General features: G+C 52.5%; 19 protein-coding genes. 18 read left to right on the top strand and 1 reads right to left on the bottom strand.

Features of this window, described 5'->3' with window-relative positions:
* Nucleotides 1-24 precede the first annotated feature (24 nt).
* The 8 genes from AAFJ72_RS10210 to AAFJ72_RS10245 all read left to right on the top strand — a co-directional run bounded on the left by AAFJ72_RS10210 (nucleotide 25) and on the right by AAFJ72_RS10245 (nucleotide 5,660).
* On the top strand, nucleotides 25-1,143 hold the full coding sequence (locus AAFJ72_RS10210; RefSeq protein WP_122904246.1) for a hypothetical protein: 1,119 nt from the start codon (nucleotides 25-27) through the stop codon (nucleotides 1,141-1,143).
* 9 nt (nucleotides 1,144-1,152) lie between these two features.
* The gene (locus tag AAFJ72_RS10215) at nucleotides 1,153-1,368 is read left to right on the top strand and encodes an IDEAL domain-containing protein (RefSeq protein WP_122904247.1); all 216 of its coding nucleotides are present in this window, start codon (nucleotides 1,153-1,155) and stop codon (nucleotides 1,366-1,368) included.
* A gap of 89 nt (nucleotides 1,369-1,457) precedes the next feature.
* Nucleotides 1,458-1,883: a DUF2487 family protein gene (locus tag AAFJ72_RS10220; protein WP_432776980.1), complete on the top strand. Its 426-nt coding sequence runs from the start codon at nucleotides 1,458-1,460 to the stop codon at nucleotides 1,881-1,883.
* 221 nt (nucleotides 1,884-2,104) lie between these two features.
* Complete coding sequence (locus AAFJ72_RS10225; protein ID WP_122904249.1) at nucleotides 2,105-2,623, top strand: ubiquinol-cytochrome c reductase iron-sulfur subunit; 519 nt, start codon at nucleotides 2,105-2,107, stop codon at nucleotides 2,621-2,623.
* A gap of 1 nt (nucleotide 2,624) precedes the next feature.
* A complete protein-coding gene (qcrB, locus tag AAFJ72_RS10230) occupies nucleotides 2,625-3,296 on the top strand; it encodes a menaquinol-cytochrome c reductase cytochrome b subunit (protein ID WP_122904250.1) in 672 nt (223 codons plus the stop codon).
* Between the two features lie 29 nt (nucleotides 3,297-3,325).
* Nucleotides 3,326-4,120 (top strand): c-type cytochrome, encoded by a 795-nt coding sequence (locus tag AAFJ72_RS10235; RefSeq protein ID WP_432776981.1) that lies wholly within the window; start codon nucleotides 3,326-3,328, stop codon nucleotides 4,118-4,120.
* Nucleotides 4,121-4,195: 75 nt separating this feature from the next.
* Entirely contained in the window at nucleotides 4,196-4,795 is a 600-nt protein-coding gene (locus tag AAFJ72_RS10240) for a DUF1405 domain-containing protein (RefSeq protein ID WP_122904252.1), read from the top strand.
* A gap of 49 nt (nucleotides 4,796-4,844) precedes the next feature.
* Complete coding sequence (locus AAFJ72_RS10245; protein ID WP_432776982.1) at nucleotides 4,845-5,660, top strand: sporulation protein YpjB; 816 nt, start codon at nucleotides 4,845-4,847, stop codon at nucleotides 5,658-5,660.
* A 114-nt stretch (nucleotides 5,661-5,774) separates the two neighbouring features.
* Here the strand turns inward: AAFJ72_RS10245 and AAFJ72_RS10250 are convergent, their stop codons facing one another.
* Nucleotides 5,775-6,632 carry a YitT family protein gene (locus AAFJ72_RS10250; protein WP_432776983.1) on the bottom strand — a complete coding sequence of 286 codons (858 nt, stop codon included), beginning with the start codon at nucleotides 6,630-6,632 and terminating at the stop codon, nucleotides 5,775-5,777.
* 220 nt (nucleotides 6,633-6,852) lie between these two features.
* Here AAFJ72_RS10250 and AAFJ72_RS10255 point away from each other — a divergent pair, with 220 nt between their 5' ends.
* The 10 genes from AAFJ72_RS10255 (at nucleotide 6,853) to panD (ending at nucleotide 15,011) form a co-directional block, all read left to right on the top strand.
* Complete coding sequence (locus AAFJ72_RS10255; RefSeq protein ID WP_122904255.1) at nucleotides 6,853-7,200, top strand: nucleotide pyrophosphohydrolase; 348 nt, start codon at nucleotides 6,853-6,855, stop codon at nucleotides 7,198-7,200.
* Nucleotides 7,193-7,945, top strand: a complete 753-nt coding sequence (gene dapB / locus AAFJ72_RS10260) for a 4-hydroxy-tetrahydrodipicolinate reductase (RefSeq protein ID WP_432776984.1) — start codon at nucleotides 7,193-7,195, stop codon at nucleotides 7,943-7,945. The genes AAFJ72_RS10255 and dapB overlap by 8 nt, the downstream gene beginning before the upstream one ends.
* 48 nt (nucleotides 7,946-7,993) lie before the next feature.
* A complete protein-coding gene (locus AAFJ72_RS10265) occupies nucleotides 7,994-8,404 on the top strand; it encodes a methylglyoxal synthase (RefSeq protein ID WP_122904257.1) in 411 nt (136 codons plus the stop codon).
* The gene (bshB1, locus tag AAFJ72_RS10270) at nucleotides 8,401-9,096 is read left to right on the top strand and encodes a bacillithiol biosynthesis deacetylase BshB1 (protein ID WP_432776985.1); all 696 of its coding nucleotides are present in this window, start codon (nucleotides 8,401-8,403) and stop codon (nucleotides 9,094-9,096) included. The genes AAFJ72_RS10265 and bshB1 overlap by 4 nt, the downstream gene beginning before the upstream one ends.
* Nucleotides 9,097-9,116: 20 nt before the next feature.
* Nucleotides 9,117-10,232, top strand: coding sequence for an N-acetyl-alpha-D-glucosaminyl L-malate synthase BshA (bshA, locus tag AAFJ72_RS10275; RefSeq protein ID WP_432776986.1), 1,116 nt, complete (start codon nucleotides 9,117-9,119; stop codon nucleotides 10,230-10,232).
* A gap of 157 nt (nucleotides 10,233-10,389) precedes the next feature.
* The gene (locus tag AAFJ72_RS10280) at nucleotides 10,390-11,619 is read left to right on the top strand and encodes a CCA tRNA nucleotidyltransferase (protein ID WP_432776987.1); all 1,230 of its coding nucleotides are present in this window, start codon (nucleotides 10,390-10,392) and stop codon (nucleotides 11,617-11,619) included.
* Nucleotides 11,609-12,592 (top strand): biotin--[acetyl-CoA-carboxylase] ligase, encoded by a 984-nt coding sequence (locus AAFJ72_RS10285; protein ID WP_432776988.1) that lies wholly within the window; start codon nucleotides 11,609-11,611, stop codon nucleotides 12,590-12,592. Before AAFJ72_RS10280 ends, AAFJ72_RS10285 begins: the two co-directional genes overlap by 11 nt.
* Nucleotides 12,593-12,857: 265 nt before the next feature.
* The gene (gene panB / locus AAFJ72_RS10290; protein ID WP_432776989.1) at nucleotides 12,858-13,712 is read left to right on the top strand and encodes a 3-methyl-2-oxobutanoate hydroxymethyltransferase; all 855 of its coding nucleotides are present in this window, start codon (nucleotides 12,858-12,860) and stop codon (nucleotides 13,710-13,712) included.
* Nucleotides 13,709-14,572: a pantoate--beta-alanine ligase gene (gene panC / locus AAFJ72_RS10295; protein ID WP_432776990.1), complete on the top strand. Its 864-nt coding sequence runs from the start codon at nucleotides 13,709-13,711 to the stop codon at nucleotides 14,570-14,572. The genes panB and panC overlap by 4 nt, the downstream gene beginning before the upstream one ends.
* 55 nt (nucleotides 14,573-14,627) lie before the next feature.
* Nucleotides 14,628-15,011, top strand: a complete 384-nt coding sequence (gene panD / locus AAFJ72_RS10300; RefSeq protein WP_432776991.1) for an aspartate 1-decarboxylase — start codon at nucleotides 14,628-14,630, stop codon at nucleotides 15,009-15,011.
* Nucleotides 15,012-15,030: the final 19 nt, after the last annotated feature.

Raw genomic sequence — 15,030 nt, forward strand, 5'->3', positions numbered from 1 at the left:
CCATCGCAAAGAAGGGATGCACAGATGAATTTGGCTGAGATTTTGGTGTATACCGATATTCGGCAACTCCATCAGATTGCCAACCACTACGGATGCGAATGCAACCTTCATTCCAAAAACGAGCTAATCACCACCCTCTTGTCCAGTCTGCGCCACCGGATGACTATCTCGCAGGAAGTCGCGCAGCTTTCGCAGACAGAAACCCATTTTTTGCTGCAACTGCTGCTGGACAAACGTACTGTCATGTCGCTGGAGGATTTGCTGGCCAAAGCCGGAGTGGCGCTGGAGAGTGCAAAGGAAAAAAAGCAGGAACAAGCCAGAAAGTTCGTGGCTATGGCCATGAAGAGAGGCTGGATCTTCCCGGCGAAAAGCAAGACGATTGGACAGTATCAAATTCCGCTCGACATCCGTGAGCCGTACATACAAGCCTGGCTGGATCAGTGGCGCGAGCAAAACGAGCTGGTTGTTCCGGGACCGGAAGCGTACAGGGATGAAGGAACCGCCCTTTGCGACGATATCATGCAATTTTTACAATTCCTTCAGCGGGAGCCTGTTCCGCTAACGGCTGAAGGAGGCATGTACAAACGGCATCAGCAGCAGTTGTTTCAATTTTTGTACGTAAAAGAAGAACCGCTATTGCCGCAAAAATGGCGCTTTGGCTACGGCCTGCACTTTGATGTGTACCCGGATCGCTTTTCCTTGCTCTACGATTTTTGCTACTACAACAAGTGGATTGAGGAAGCGGAAGGAAGAGTGGCGATTACGGAGGCGGGCCGCGAGCGGCTGGAGCAGCCGTACACCGATCAGCTTTACCACGATGTGATCCGTTTTTGGATGAGATTGTACAAACGGGCGATCCCCAATTTGCCGATGCTTGTGCAGCTGATTCCACTGCTTGCAGCAGGTGGCTGGGTGCGGCAGGAATCGCTGATGAACACGCTGCTCGCGTGGATCAAGGAGTTTTACTACGATTCACCCGCCGATATTTTGGTGAATCGCGTCTGCAAAATGATGGTGCATCTCGGATTGCTTCGAGTCGGCCAGGACGAGCCTGAACAGTGGCTGTACACCGCCACCTATGCGAGTCAGACCTGGCTTCGAAAATACAACGGCTTTACGGAAACGACTATTTTATTGAAGTGAGGGATGGGTATGGAGTGGCCAAATTTCTATTCCAACGCGTACGGAACGAACAATCAAATGGTATCCGGGTTGCTTTCCGAGATGGTAATCGATGAGCAAATGCGGCAATACCGCAAGCGGACGCTGTACGAGGAAATCGACGAGGCGTTGGCTGCCAAAAACAAAGAGCTGTTTATCCGCTTGACAGATGAACTGAAAGAAATCATGGCCTACGAAAAGTCCTGACATCCTTGGCAGGAAGCGATATTGCGAGTCTCCGCCGATTCATGGTACGCTAGTTTCCGGAATCTACAAGAAAAAGAGGAGACGACTCTATGCAATGGAATGTAAGCGAGTTTGAAAATTGGGAGGAGCTGCGGCCTTACGTGGACACCGCGCTGCTCCCTCTTTATTTGTACAGGGACGGGATTGATATTAAAGACCATGTACTGCGCATGAACTACCTGCTGAATGTGGCAGCGGGCATCGAACAGCGCTTGAAAGGGAGGATATTGCTGTTTCCGCTCAGCTATCGGTTTGCCGCAGAAGAGCAGGAGCAAATGACTCCGCCGGACTTCGCTTTTACCGTCGCCTTGCATTTTTGCGGAGACAATATTCGCTTCGGCGATCAAAAAGGGGCAGGTACGCTCATGCTTCCGGTAGGCGAGGAAGATTTGGATTCGTCCCTGCGTTTTGAGGTGACAGTCGATGTGCTGAGCAAAGAAATTATTCGCTTGTGGCAGAAAAAGAGCGGGCAATAGAGAAAGCGTTTTCCGGCAATACTACAGGGAAACGGGGGGAACAAGGAGCAAATTTTGACAAAATGGCAACAATCTTTCCGCAGGCGGTAGTTGGGTTCAGACATGTCCATTGGACATTCTTGACATCTTAATAGGCGTTAGCTATGATTGGGATTGACCTAGTGTATATGTATGAAAACGCCATCGTAGCGCTATTTTACAGGATAAGGAGGGAAAAAGAGATGGGCGACAAACGCGAAATTTCCAGACGTACATTTTTGAACTACGCACTTATGGGAACTGGCGGGTTCCTTGCTGCGGGCATGATTACCCCTATGATTCGTTTTGCGGTCGATCCTTTGCTGCAGGGACATGCAGGTGGAGATAAAGTGGCTGTTGGTTCTGTGGACGAGTTCGGTCCTGTACCAAAGCGCGTTGAATTCAAGGTACATACCAAGGACGGTTGGTATGAATCTGAAACGACTTTATCTGCATGGGTTACGAAGAATGAAAAGGGTGAAATCCTCGCTCTGTCTCCGATCTGTAAGCACTTGGGCTGTACAGTAAACTGGAACGAAAGTCCCGATCATCCGAACCAGTATTTCTGTCCATGCCACTTGGGCCGTTATACCATTAACGGTGAAAACATCCTGGGGACACCACCAACAGCATCTCTTGATGAGTATGAGACAGAAGTGAAGGACGGCAAGTTGTATTTGGGTAAAATAAAGGCAAATCCTCGTCCGGGGGTGAACGGCTAAGATGTTGCAAAAAATGTATGATTGGGTCGATGAGCGCCTGAATATCACGCCAATGTGGCGCGACTTGGCCGACCATGAGGTACCTGAGCACGTGAACCCGGCACACCACTTCTCTGCGTTCGTTTACTGCTTTGGGGGTCTAACGTTCTTTATTACCGTTATTCAAATCTTGTCTGGTATGTTCCTGACGATGTACTACGTGCCAGACATCATTAACGCATACGAGTCTGTGAAATACCTCCAGAACGAAGTAGCGTTCGGGGTAATTGTACGCGGTATGCATCACTGGGGCGCGAGCTTGGTCATCGTGATGATGTTCCTACATACTTTGCGTGTTTTCTTTACAGGTGCATACAAAAAGCCTCGCGAGCTGAACTGGGTTGTGGGTATGCTGATTTTCTTCGTCATGCTGGGACTTGGCTTCACAGGTTATCTGCTGCCATGGGACAACACCGCATACTTTGCGACCAAGGTAGGTCTGGAGATCGCAAACTCCGTTCCAATCATCGGTCCTTATGCGAAAACGTTGCTCACAGGCGGAGAGATCGTAGGGGCACAAACCCTTTCCCGCTTCTTCGCGATTCACGTGTTCTTCCTGCCTGGCGCACTGCTCGGCCTTTTGGGAGCTCACTTTGTAATGATTCGTTCGCAAGGTATCTCGGGTCCACTATAATCGGTCTTCGATAAAAAGGAGGAAATAGCATGGCAAAACAAGACAAAGATGCTACCTTCGTCGGAGATTCCCGAGTATCGGCGAAGCGTATCCCTAATATTTCTCCATCCTACTCCGACTTTCCGGGAAAAACAGAGCCGTTCTGGCCTAACTTCCTGCTGAAAGAGTGGATGGTGGCAGCTGTTTGCTTGGTTGGCTTCCTCGTGCTGACGGTTTCCCATCCGTCGCCGCTGACTGACAAGGCAAACCCGAATGATACGTCATTCGTTCCATTGCCAGACTGGTACTTCCTGTTCCTGTACCAAATGCTGAAATACCCTTGGGCTGCGGGGGATTGGGTCGTCTTTGGTACGATTGTCGTACCAGGCGTCGCGTTCGGTGCTCTGCTGCTGGCTCCTTGGCTGGATACAAGCAAAGAGCGTCGTCCTTCCAAACGCCCGGTTGCTACAGGCCTGATGATGACAGCTCTCGTAGGGATTTTCTACCTCACATGGGCTGCCGATCATGAGCACTCCCTCAACCATCCGTCCAGTAAAGATTCTGGCGGCGCGGGTCATGGCTCCAGCGCGGCTGCGCCAGCACCTGCTGACTCCAGCTTTACAGCAGATGCCGTTTGGAAAGCGCAAACAAGTTGCATGGGATGCCACGGGAAAAACATGGAAGGCGGTATGGGGCCTAACCTTCAGAAAATCGGTGAAAAATACGATGCTACGCAGATTGCCGACATCATCAAAAACGGGAAAGCACCTGGAATGCCAGGCGGCTTAATCAAGGATGATGCGGAAATCGCTAAGCTGGCTGAATACATGGCAACCTTGAAATAAGCGAATAGAGAAAAAGCTGGCTGACGATGCGGTCAGCTTTTTCTTTCGTAGCAAACACAGCGGGAGACGATAAACATGATCTGGATATGGGAGTGGTTTACACATTCTTTGGGAAGAAGATGGTTTCTATGGACGCTGTTTATCGTAAACCTGCTGGGAACAATATACGGATTCATCTGGTATCGTAATCAACTGGCAGAAACGCCAGCGTACTTGACTCCTTTTGTCCCAGACAGCCCGACAGGTAGTGGACTATTCACGCTGGTACTCCTTACTTATTTGTTGGGTCGCCATATCCCGGTATTGGAAGCGTTGGCTGGTATCACCAATTTCAAGTACGGTGTATGGGCAGTCTGCATCATCTTGGCGGGTTGGATGATGGGGAATGAAGTGCGTTGGACAGATGTGATGTTAATTTTTTCTCATGCAGGCATGGCGGTTGAATCAGTATTGTATGCACGCTTTTTCAAATTAAGCATCCTGCCAGTGGGAATCGCTGCTTTGTGGACACTGAACAACGACTTCCTGGATTATGTCATGGACATCCATCCGTGGTTGCCAAGTGTGCTTGACCCGTATGAAGGCTTTGTAGGACTGTTTACCGTACTTCTCAGCCTGATTTCCATTTCCGTCATCTGGCTGGTAAACACAAAGCACACGATAAACAAGGTCTAATCTTGTCCTCCTTTCCATAGGCTGTACTAGGGGAAGGAGGTTTTTTGTATTGAAAAAAAACATCCGTTTTTTATTGTTTTTTCTCGCGATCGGGCTGTTTTTGTCGTGGCCGATCCACAGCCTGTATTCGAAACTGAACCAGCCGGTCAAAGAGCAGCAATTGGTGGTACTGGATCAGATCGCGACTGAATTTTTTACCTATGCCAAAAAAGGGGATCTCGAAGGAGCGCAGCAGCGGATTATCCAATTGGCTGAGAAGTTTCCCAACCAGCAACTGACCTATCCGATTCGGATTGAAAGTTTGAACGCAGTTACCCAATCCATTTTGGCGGCCAAGAAAAGCTTTGCTTCCGCAAACGCAAGCGAGCAGCAGTTGCTGTGGCACGCCACGCAGGTTCGTGTCGCCATTGACGCCTTGACGCATGAGCATCAGCCGATGTGGCGCAGCTATTATCCATCCTTTGTGACACAGGTGCAAAATTTGCAGCAATCAGCAGTGGAACGCAATTTCAATCAGTTCCGCGAGCAGTTTGATGAAAACTACCGTCTGTTTTTGGCGATCAAACCGGGAATGAGCATCCAACTCCCTGAGCATCAGCTCGATTCCATCTCGGCGGCGTATGACATGATCTCCAAGGAGATGCGAAACACGCACATGGATTGGCAGTTGGTCAGGGAAGCTTTGCGTGATTTGAACGGCTCGATCCAGTCTGCGTTTGTCGGGGAGGAGGAAAACACCTTTGCCCGACTGATGATGCGGCCTGATTCGCCATTGGCTATCCTGCTGTCTATTTCAGTTGCGCTGGTTGCTGCCCTGGCGTACGTCGCCTGGAAAAAATACAATGGGGCCATTCGCTCAGCGTAACGGTATCACTTCCCAAAGAAAAGAAGCGCATGCAAAAAACCTTGCCGAAAAACAGGCAAGGTTCTCATTTTGTGCAAAAACAGCCAACGGCGTCCTTCCAGGCTGACTGTACTGTCAATCATGCAATGGCTTTTTGTTCTCATCCAGCGTAAAGCCTTCCCCGAGCACTTCGTGTACATCATTGACGATGACGAATGCATACGGGTCAACCTCTTGCACGATTGTTTTGAAGCGCATGACTTCATTGCGGCTGACGACGACGTAGATGACTTTCTTTTCTTCGCCGGAGTACGCTCCTTTTCCGGCCAGAATCGTTACCCCACGGCCCAGATCGAGAATTTGCCGGGAGATTTCCTCTGCATGATTCGAAATGATGGTCAACGCTTTTCCGGCGTAGGCGCCGTCTTGCAAAAAGTCGATGACGCGGGCGGCAATAAACACGACGACGAGCGTGTACATGGCACTTTCCAGGTTCAGATAGATGAGGGAAGCACCGATGACGAGGATGTCGCCAAAAAACAAGGTTCTGCCCATGCTGATGCCCATGTACTTTTGCAGCAATCTGGCGATAATGTCGACCCCGCCAGTCGTTCCACCGTAGCGGAAAATAATTCCCAAACCGACGCCGACAGCCACGCCCGCGTACAGGGATGCGAGCAGGCGATCCTGCATTACGAGCGGCAGCACGCCATCAAACAGCGATAGGAAGACAGAGAGGGAAACAGTACCTAAAATCGTATAAAAAAAAGCAGTCCGGCCGAGTATTTTCCATCCTAAAATAAACAGCGGCACGTTCAGAACGAAGAACACAATCCCTTGATCCACAACGGGAAACAACAGCTTGAGTAAAATACTGATCCCCGTAATACCGCCCTCGGCAAGGTGGTTGGGGATATTGAAGGCGTTAATGCCAAATCCCATAATCGCAGATCCGATCATGATAGCGATGATGCTCTTTACACGTATGTTCATAGTGTCCTCCTGTTTTACCGGAGCGAAAACGGCGCGTCCGACATGGTTGTGCAGTTGAGCGGGCGAAATGCCAATTAATGAGGGCCATACGAAAGCATTATAAAGGAACGTTTATTTGATTGTCCATATGTTGGAAGAGAGAGTATTGAGATTTGGCAAACGCAGTCTTTTTGTGTACGATAGGTGAAAGAGAGGAATGAAAAACAAAAGGAGTGGGCGGATGGAACGGAAAAAAACGATGCAGGAAATGCAGCAGGAAGTAGATCAATACATATCGCAATTCAAGGAAGGGTATTTCTCGCCGCTGTCCATGCTGGCTCGCATGACAGAAGAAGTCGGGGAGCTGGCACGGGAAATCAATCATTATTACGGGGAGAAGCCGAAAAAGAAAGACGAAGCCGAGAAAACTGTCGAGGAAGAGCTGGGTGATGTGCTCTTTATCGTGATTTGCTTCGCGAATTCGCTCGGCATCGACCTGCAGGAAGCTTTTGATCGTATTATGCACAAATTCAACACACGCGATAAAGATCGCTGGACAAGAATTGAGGAGAGCAAGCAACATGGATAAACAGATTCGCGTAGCAGTTGCAGGCGCAAATGGCCGGATGGGCCAAGAAGTGGTGAAAATGCTGGCACAGGACGACCTGCTGATCTTCACCGGAAATTTGGATACCCGCCTTGCCATCGACGAAGTTAACAAACAGATGGAAGAAATGAAACCGGATGTACTCGTCGATTTTACGACACCGCACAGCGTTTACAAAAACATGGAACTGTGTCTGGCGCATGGAGTGCGGCCAGTGGTCGGGACGACTGGCTTGACTCCCGAGCAATTGCAGGAAATGACGGAACGCTTCAAAGAGGCGGGACTTGGTGCCATCATCGCACCGAACTTTGCGATTGGCGCGATTTTGTGCATGAAATTTGCCGCGATGGCAGCCAAATATATGCCGCATGTGGAAATTATCGAGCTGCATCATGATCGCAAGCTGGATGCGCCAAGCGGTACAGCCTTGAAGACGGCGGAAATGATCGCGGCGGTGCGCCAGGAATTGAAACAGGGACACCCGGATGAGGCGGAGACGATTCCAGGCGCGCGGGGAGCAGAGTACGAAGGCTTCCGCATCCACAGTGTGCGTTTGCCGGGAATGGTCGCTCACCAGGAAGTGCTGTTCGGTTCGACCGGGCAAACTTTGTCCATTCGTCACGATTCGATCAACCGCGAATCGTTTATGCCAGGGGTTCATATGGCGATTAAAGCTGTCATGAATATGGATGGCTTGATTTACGGTTTGGAACATTTGATTGATTAAACGTTTGATTAAAAAACTTTTCTATCGAGGCATAAGGGAGAGTTTCTCGTGAAAATAGCACTGATTGCCCATGATCGAATGAAAGAAGAGATTGTCCAACTGGCTATGGCTTACGAATCGATTCTGGCGGAGCATGAGCTGTACGCAACAGGAACGACGGGCGGGAGAATCATGGATGCCACTTCGCTGAAACTCACCAGATTTTTGTCCGGACCGTTGGGCGGCGATCAGCAGATCGGCGCGATGATTGCCAGAAACGAGATGGACATGATTATTTTCCTGCGCGATCCGCTTACGGCCCAGCCACACGAACCGGATATTATCGCGCTCTTGAGACTGTGTGATGTGCACAAAATTCCGTTTGCCACCAACCTTGGCTCCGCGGAGATCATGCTCAAGGCGCTGGAGCGGGGAGAGCTGGCCTGGCGCGCCGTGCTGCACAAGGAGAACGAAGCATGAATACACTCGATATTTTGGCCATTGGCGCCCATCCCGATGACGTGGAGATCGGAGCAGCAGGCAGCCTGCTTCTCGCGGCAGCTTCCGGGAAGCGGGTAGGGATTCTCGATTTGACCTACGCCGAGTTGTCGTCAAACGGGACCGTGGAGCGCAGGCAGCAGGAAGCGGCGGCAGCAGACAAGCTGCTCGGGGTTGCGGCACGCTACAACTTCGGATTGCCGGATCGCGGGCTGGAAGCCGTCAGGGAGCAGGCAATCGAGCGCGTGGTCAAGCTGATTCGGGAGACGCGCCCGCGCACCGTACTCGCTCCGTATTTTTCTGACCGGCATCCAGACCATGAGAGCGCAAGCCGCATCGTGCGGGAGGCCATTTTCAATGCGGGCATCCGCAAGTACATGCCTGATCCCGAGCTTCCGGCATATCGGCCCGCTCAATTTCTGTACTATTTTATTAATTCAACGGTAACGCCGCAGGTCGTGGTGGATATTACGGCGGTTTTCCCGCAAAAAATGGAAGTTCTTCGTTGCTACCGCAGCCAGTTCGAACTGGAAGAGGGCAGCGTGCAAACACCGCTCACGAACGGCTATCTCGAATCTGTCGAGTACCGGGAGCGGTTGTTTGGGCAGCAGGCAGGCGTCCGGTATGCGGAAGGATTTGTCAGCGCTGCACCGTATGTATTGACCAGCTTGTAAAAAGGAGTGACTCCTGGAAAATGAAGATCGGGATTACGTGTTATCCATCACTGGGAGGGTCCGGGGTTGTCGCGACGGAATTGGGCAAGCTGCTGGCGGAGCGGGGGCATCAGGTGCATTTTATTACAGGCGGGATGCCTTTTCGCCTTGGTGCCTTCCACCCGAACATTTTTTACCATGAAGTAGAAGTGAATCATTACGACGTATTCAAGTATCCGCCCTACGACTTGACGCTGGCAAACCGGATGGCGCAAGTGGCCAAAACGGAAAATCTGGACTTATTGCACGTACATTATGCTGTGCCGCATGCGCTTTGCGCGTTTTTGGCCAAGCAGATGGTCGGGGATCATTTGAAAATCGTCACCACCCTGCACGGGACTGACATTACCGTTTTGGGCTACGACTCCAGCTTGAGTGACATGATCCGCTTTGGCATCGAGCGCAGCGATCTGGTGACGGCTGTTTCCAAAGATTTAATCAAACAGACAAAGGAACTGCTGCACGTCGAGAAAGAGATCGTGCCCGTGTACAATTTCGTCGACAAGCGCCGCTACTATCCAAAGGAAGTAGAGAAGCTGAAAAAGGTATTCGCGCCAAACGGAGAAAAAATCCTCATGCACATCTCCAATTTCCGTCCGGTCAAGCGCGTCCCTGATGTCATTGACATTTTCGCGCGGGTCAAGCAAGCGATGCCCGCCCGCTTGATCCTGATTGGCGAAGGGCCGGAAATGGGTGCGGTCCGCAAGCAGATTGCCGAGCAAAATCTGACAGAGGATGTCTGTTTCCTTGGGAAGCAGGAAGACGTTGCAGAAGTTTTGTCCATGGCCGACCTGATGCTGTTGCCGTCGGAAAAGGAGAGCTTCGGACTTGTCGCGCTGGAAGCGATGGCTTGCGGCGTGCCTGTAGTGGCGACTGTTGCCGGCGGGATTCCCGAAGTCGTGCTCGACAGCGTCAATGGCTTTTTGCGCCCGATTGGCGATGTCGAGGGCATGGCAGAGGCAGCGATTCGCCTGTTGCAGGACGAAGCGTTGTATCGCGACTTTTCCGCAAACAGCATCGAGCGTTCCTGCAAAACGTTTTGTCACGAAACGATTGCTTCCCAGTACGAGGCGCTGTATACAAAATTGCTTGGGTAAGCTTTTGTACATAGTACATAGAGGGTCACTGGCGGGACAGACTGCTTTTCGCCAGTTGATGCAGTTTGGCTACAAAAATAAAGAGCCCATACAAAAATCTCATGGAGATCGCCTCCTTATGTAATCAGGCAGACCATGCGAGAAAGGGGGAAGCGGCATGACGCTCCATCTGGCCAGCCGGATTCTGGAAACGCTGGAGCAGAACGGCTATGAAGCGTATTATGTCGGCGGATGCGTCCGCGATTGGCTGTTGTCTCGGCCTGTGCACGATATAGATATATGTACGAATGCCCATCCTGGCGACGTCATCCGCCTGTTTCCCGACCACGTCCCGACCGGACTCAAGCATGGAACGGTGTCCGTGAGAATCGACGGGCAGTTTTTTGAGGTGACGACGTACCGGACGGAAGGGAAATACGAGGACTACCGTCGTCCTGCCGAAGTCCAGTTCGTATGCGAATTGAAACTGGACCTTGCGCGCAGAGATTTTACGATGAATGCGATGGCGATGAACCGGGAAAAAGAGCTGCAGGACCCGTTTGGCGGTCGGGATGATCTTGCGAAAAAGCTGGTCCGGGCTGTGGGCGAGCCGCTGGAGCGTTTTCGCGAGGATGCGCTGCGGCTGCTGCGGTGCGTGCGGTTTGCCGCCCAGCTTGGCTTTTCCATCGAGCCGCATACGCTTGCGGCGATGCAAAAGACGGCGCCGCTTCTGGCGCACATCGCGGTGGAGCGCGTCAGGGAAGAGCTGAACAAAATGCTCGCCAGCGAGTCGCCACACATCGGCTGCGCGATCATCAACGAGACAGGGCTGTGCGGGTACTCCCCTGTCTTGCAGCGACTGTTTCGGGACGCGGCTGCGGAGAGTTGGCGGGTCGTCCATGTACAGGGCTTGCCGCAAAAATGGTCGCTTCTGCTGTATGCAGCGCGTTTTCCCGCGGAAGAGTCGAAAGCGGTTTGCCAGCTGTTGAAAATGTCCAAGCGGGAGACAGAGGCGATTGTCGGGTTTGTGGAGCTTCTGCACCGCCTGCAGCCAAGGTGGGACGCTCCCGAGCCAGTCGAGTGGGGACAACTACTGCTTGATGCAGGCTGGGACACATGCGAAAAGCTTGCCGGTATTTTACGGGTGTGCTGGTGGAATCAGCAAGCGCAGACACATAGCATGATGCAGACCCTGGTCGAAACGTATCAGGCGATGCCTGTGAGAACGATCAAGGAGCTGGCTGTAACAGGGCTGGATTTGCAAGTCGCGCTGCAAAAAAAAGCGGGCGAGTGGATCGTCCATGTGCTGCGGGCGCTGCTGGTGCAGACAGCCCTCCACGGCTTGCCGAACACGCCGGAGGCTCTCATCGAAGCTGCAAGGAAAGAGGTAGCGCAGTATGAACATTAAACAGGTGATTCTTCAAGCATTTCGTGACCAGCCAGGCCGCTTTATCTCTGGCGAAGAATTGAGTCAGGCGTGTGGCTGCTCGCGAACAGCTGTCTGGAAGCATATCGAGGAGCTGCGGCGGGACGGCTACGAGGTCGAGGCAGTACGCAAGTCGGGCTATCGCCTGCTTGCGGCACCAGATCGGCTGTCTGCCGCAGAGATTATGGCGGGGCTTGGTACGAAGCGGATCGGACAACATGTCATCGCGTACGACGAGGTCGTCTCCACGCAGCCGCTCGCGCATGAGGCAGCGGCAAAAGGGGCGGCGGAAGGCACGCTTGTTTTGGCGGAACAGCAAACAGGAGGGAAGGGGCGTCTGGGTCGTCCCTGGCACTCGCCCAAAGGGACAGGCATCTGGATGAGTTTGATTGTCCGGCCTGCAATTCCGTTGCCGAAGACGCCGCAGATGACGCTGCTGACAGCCGTGAGCGTGGCGGGGACAATTCGGGAAGAGACCGGATTGCCCGTCAAAATCAAATGGCCGAACGATATTTTCATTGGGGACAAAAAAGTGTGCGGTATTTTGACCGAGCTGAATGCGGAAGCAGACCGGGTCAACTATTTGGTCATCGGCATCGGACTGAACGCCAACAGTGTGCAGGCCGACTTCCCGGAGGAACTGCTGGCAATCGCTACGTCGTTGCGAATCGAGTCGGGCAGCCCGGTCAAGCGCGTCGCGTTCATCCAGCGCTTTTGCCAAAACTTCGAGGAAGAGTACAACCACTACTTGCGGGAGGGCTTCCAGCGAGTGAAAAAGGAATGGGAAACCCACTCCTACACGATTGGCCGCTGGGTAACGGTGCAGACGATCTCGCAAAAGCTGGAGGGACAGGCAATCGGTCTCGATGAAGAAGGCGTGCTGATGGTCGAGGACCGCCTGGGACAGATTCATAAAGTGTATTCGGCAGACGTCAATTATCGTGCAAATGAATAGATGATTTGCTATACTCGACATGGAGGCTGTATCCGACAGGAACGGTACTCTTGGAGTATTTTTGGCAAGTTTGGTGTATCAATAAAGCAATAGTGCAAGGACAAAAATCTGCTCAGAGCCTTTGTGGACCGAGACAGAAGGAATCCGTTTATGACAAGACAAGTATGTCTCTATGGCATGGACAACCTTCTCCCGATTTCGAGCGAGAAGGTTTTTTGTTCCTCTCCATCCACGAAGCCTTGGCGCGAAAGAGGAGAAGAAGCAAATGACAAAACAGGTCACGACTTCCGACATCCGCAAGAAGAAAGAAGCGGGCATTCCTATTTCCATGGTGACAGCCTATGACTTTCCATCTGCGAAGCTGGTGGAAGAAGCAGGCGCGGACATGATTCTGGTTGGCGACTCGCTGGGCATGGTTGTACTGGGCTATGACTCCACCGTGCCTGTGACGATGGACGACATGCTCCATCACACGAAGGCGGTCACGCGCGCGGCCAAGCGCGCTTTTGTCGTCGCGGACATGCCGTTTCTCAGCTACCACGGAACCATTGAGGAAGCGGTGAAAAACGCGGGCAGACTCATGCAGGAGGGACTGGCCAGAGCGGTGAAGCTGGAGGGCGGAAGCGAGCTTGCGCCACTCATTACCCGTCTGGTACAGGCAGGCATTCCCGTCGTCGGGCATATCGGCCTCACGCCACAGTCCGTGCATCAGCTTGGCGGCTACAAGGTGCAGGGACGCGATTTGGAGGCGGCGAAAAAATTGCTTGACGATGCCCTGGCGATTCAGCACGCAGGGGCGTTCGCTCTCGTGCTGGAATGCGTGCCGGAAGAGGTAGCCAAAATGATCGCGGAAAAGCTGGAGATTGCTGTCATCGGCATCGGAGCCGGGGCAGGCTGCGACGGTCAGGTGCTGGTCTTCCACGACCTGGTTGGTTACGCTTCCCAATTGACACCGAAGTTCGTCAAGCGCTACGCTGACATCGGCACGTCCATCCGCGAAGCGGTAGCGGCGTACGTCAAAGAAGTCGAGCTTCGCCGTTTTCCGGGACCCGATCACGTTTTCCACGCGTCGGAAGAAACAATCAAGGAGCTGTACGGGGAAGGAGTGACCCAGGCATGATTCAAACGATGTTGCAACTATCGACCATCGAGGAATTGCGCGTTCACATAAAAGCAGCACGGCAGCAAGGAAAGAAAATCGGCTTTGTGCCGACCATGGGCTTTTTGCATGAAGGACACTTGAGCCTGGTCAAAGCGGCACGGGAAAAGTGCGACCTTGTCGTCATGAGTATTTTCGTCAACCCGTTGCAATTTGGCCCGAACGAAGATTTTGAACGGTATCCACGCGACATCGAGCGCGACAGCAAGATGGCGGCGGAGGCGGGAGTCGATCTATTGTTCACGCCGTCTGTCGAGGAAATGTACCCGAAACCGATTTTGACGACGGTGTCGGTCGCCAATGTGACAACGCCTTTGTGCGGAGCTTCCCGCCCCGGCCACTTTGACGGAGTATCGACAGTCGTGCTGAAGCTGTTTTCCATCGTTCAGCCTGACTGTGCCTTTTTCGGGCAAAAAGACGCCCAGCAAGTGGCTGTCGTTACGCAGATGGTCCAAGACTTGTCGATCCCGGTTGAAGTCATTCCGTGTCCAATCGTGCGGGAAGCGGACGGACTGGCGTTGAGCTCGCGCAACGTCTATTTGTCGGCAGAGGAACGCGCACAGGCGCTGGTTCTCTCGCAAAGCTTGCAACAGGCGTCGGCATGGCTCAAGGAGGGACTGCCGCTTGCCGAGATCAAACAGCGTATCAAGCAGATGATTGCGGAGAAACCGCTCGCAGAAATCGACTACGTGGAAATTTTGCGCTATCCCGAACTGCAGCCGGTAGAAAACGAGGTATCTGGGCAGACCATTATCGTCGCGCTCGCCGTTCGCTTTGGCAAAACACGCCTGATTGACAATCTGATTGCCGAAATCCGCTAACCGAGACGACATTTTCAATACAACCATTTTGGAGAATGACAAGGGAGGAATACCCGTGTTTCGCACTATGATGAAGGCAAAAATCCATCGTGCCACGGTAACGGAAGCGAATCTGAACTACGTGGGCAGCATTACCATCGACAAAAACATCTTGGATGCACTGGATATTTTGCCGAACGAAAAAGTGCAGATCGTCAACAACAACAACGGCGCCCGTCTGGAAACGTACGTCATTGAAGGGGAGCCAGGCAGCGGTGTGATTTGCCTGAACGGCGCAGCCGCCCGGCTCGTGCAGAAAGGCGACATCGTCATCATTATCGCCTACGCCATGATGACAGATGAACAGGCGCGCACGTACAAGCCGCGTGTGGCGATTATGGACGAGCACAACCGGATCAAGGAAATGCTTGGCGAGGAAATACACGCGACCATCCTGTAGGCGAGGCGCTTTTTTCGCA

Origin of the sequence: Brevibacillus gelatini, from assembly GCF_050920745.1 — a bacterium.
Classification (GTDB): Bacteria; Bacillota; Bacilli; order Brevibacillales; family Brevibacillaceae; genus Brevibacillus; species Brevibacillus gelatini.

What these genes read in the sequence shown, in the direction of transcription:
- panC (WP_432776990.1), top strand. Translation starts at nt 13,709, where the DNA reads ATGATTCAAACGATGTTGCAACTATCGACCATCGAGGAATTGCGCGTT.
- AAFJ72_RS10280 (WP_432776987.1), top strand. Translation starts at nt 10,390, where the DNA reads ATGACGCTCCATCTGGCCAGCCGGATTCTGGAAACGCTGGAGCAGAAC.
- panB (WP_432776989.1), top strand. Translation starts at nt 12,858, where the DNA reads ATGACAAAACAGGTCACGACTTCCGACATCCGCAAGAAGAAAGAAGCG.
- AAFJ72_RS10235 (WP_432776981.1), top strand. Translation starts at nt 3,326, where the DNA reads ATGGCAAAACAAGACAAAGATGCTACCTTCGTCGGAGATTCCCGAGTA.
- qcrB (WP_122904250.1), top strand. Translation starts at nt 2,625, where the DNA reads ATGTTGCAAAAAATGTATGATTGGGTCGATGAGCGCCTGAATATCACG.
- AAFJ72_RS10285 (WP_432776988.1), top strand. Translation starts at nt 11,609, where the DNA reads ATGAACATTAAACAGGTGATTCTTCAAGCATTTCGTGACCAGCCAGGC.
- AAFJ72_RS10210 (WP_122904246.1), top strand. Translation starts at nt 25, where the DNA reads ATGAATTTGGCTGAGATTTTGGTGTATACCGATATTCGGCAACTCCAT.
- AAFJ72_RS10215 (WP_122904247.1), top strand. Translation starts at nt 1,153, where the DNA reads ATGGAGTGGCCAAATTTCTATTCCAACGCGTACGGAACGAACAATCAA.
- bshB1 (WP_432776985.1), top strand. Translation starts at nt 8,401, where the DNA reads ATGAATACACTCGATATTTTGGCCATTGGCGCCCATCCCGATGACGTG.
- bshA (WP_432776986.1), top strand. Translation starts at nt 9,117, where the DNA reads ATGAAGATCGGGATTACGTGTTATCCATCACTGGGAGGGTCCGGGGTT.
- AAFJ72_RS10225 (WP_122904249.1), top strand. Translation starts at nt 2,105, where the DNA reads ATGGGCGACAAACGCGAAATTTCCAGACGTACATTTTTGAACTACGCA.
- AAFJ72_RS10240 (WP_122904252.1), top strand. Translation starts at nt 4,196, where the DNA reads ATGATCTGGATATGGGAGTGGTTTACACATTCTTTGGGAAGAAGATGG.
- AAFJ72_RS10250 (WP_432776983.1), bottom strand. Translation starts at nt 6,632, where the DNA reads ATGAACATACGTGTAAAGAGCATCATCGCTATCATGATCGGATCTGCG.
- AAFJ72_RS10220 (WP_432776980.1), top strand. Translation starts at nt 1,458, where the DNA reads ATGCAATGGAATGTAAGCGAGTTTGAAAATTGGGAGGAGCTGCGGCCT.
- AAFJ72_RS10255 (WP_122904255.1), top strand. Translation starts at nt 6,853, where the DNA reads ATGGAACGGAAAAAAACGATGCAGGAAATGCAGCAGGAAGTAGATCAA.
- dapB (WP_432776984.1), top strand. Translation starts at nt 7,193, where the DNA reads ATGGATAAACAGATTCGCGTAGCAGTTGCAGGCGCAAATGGCCGGATG.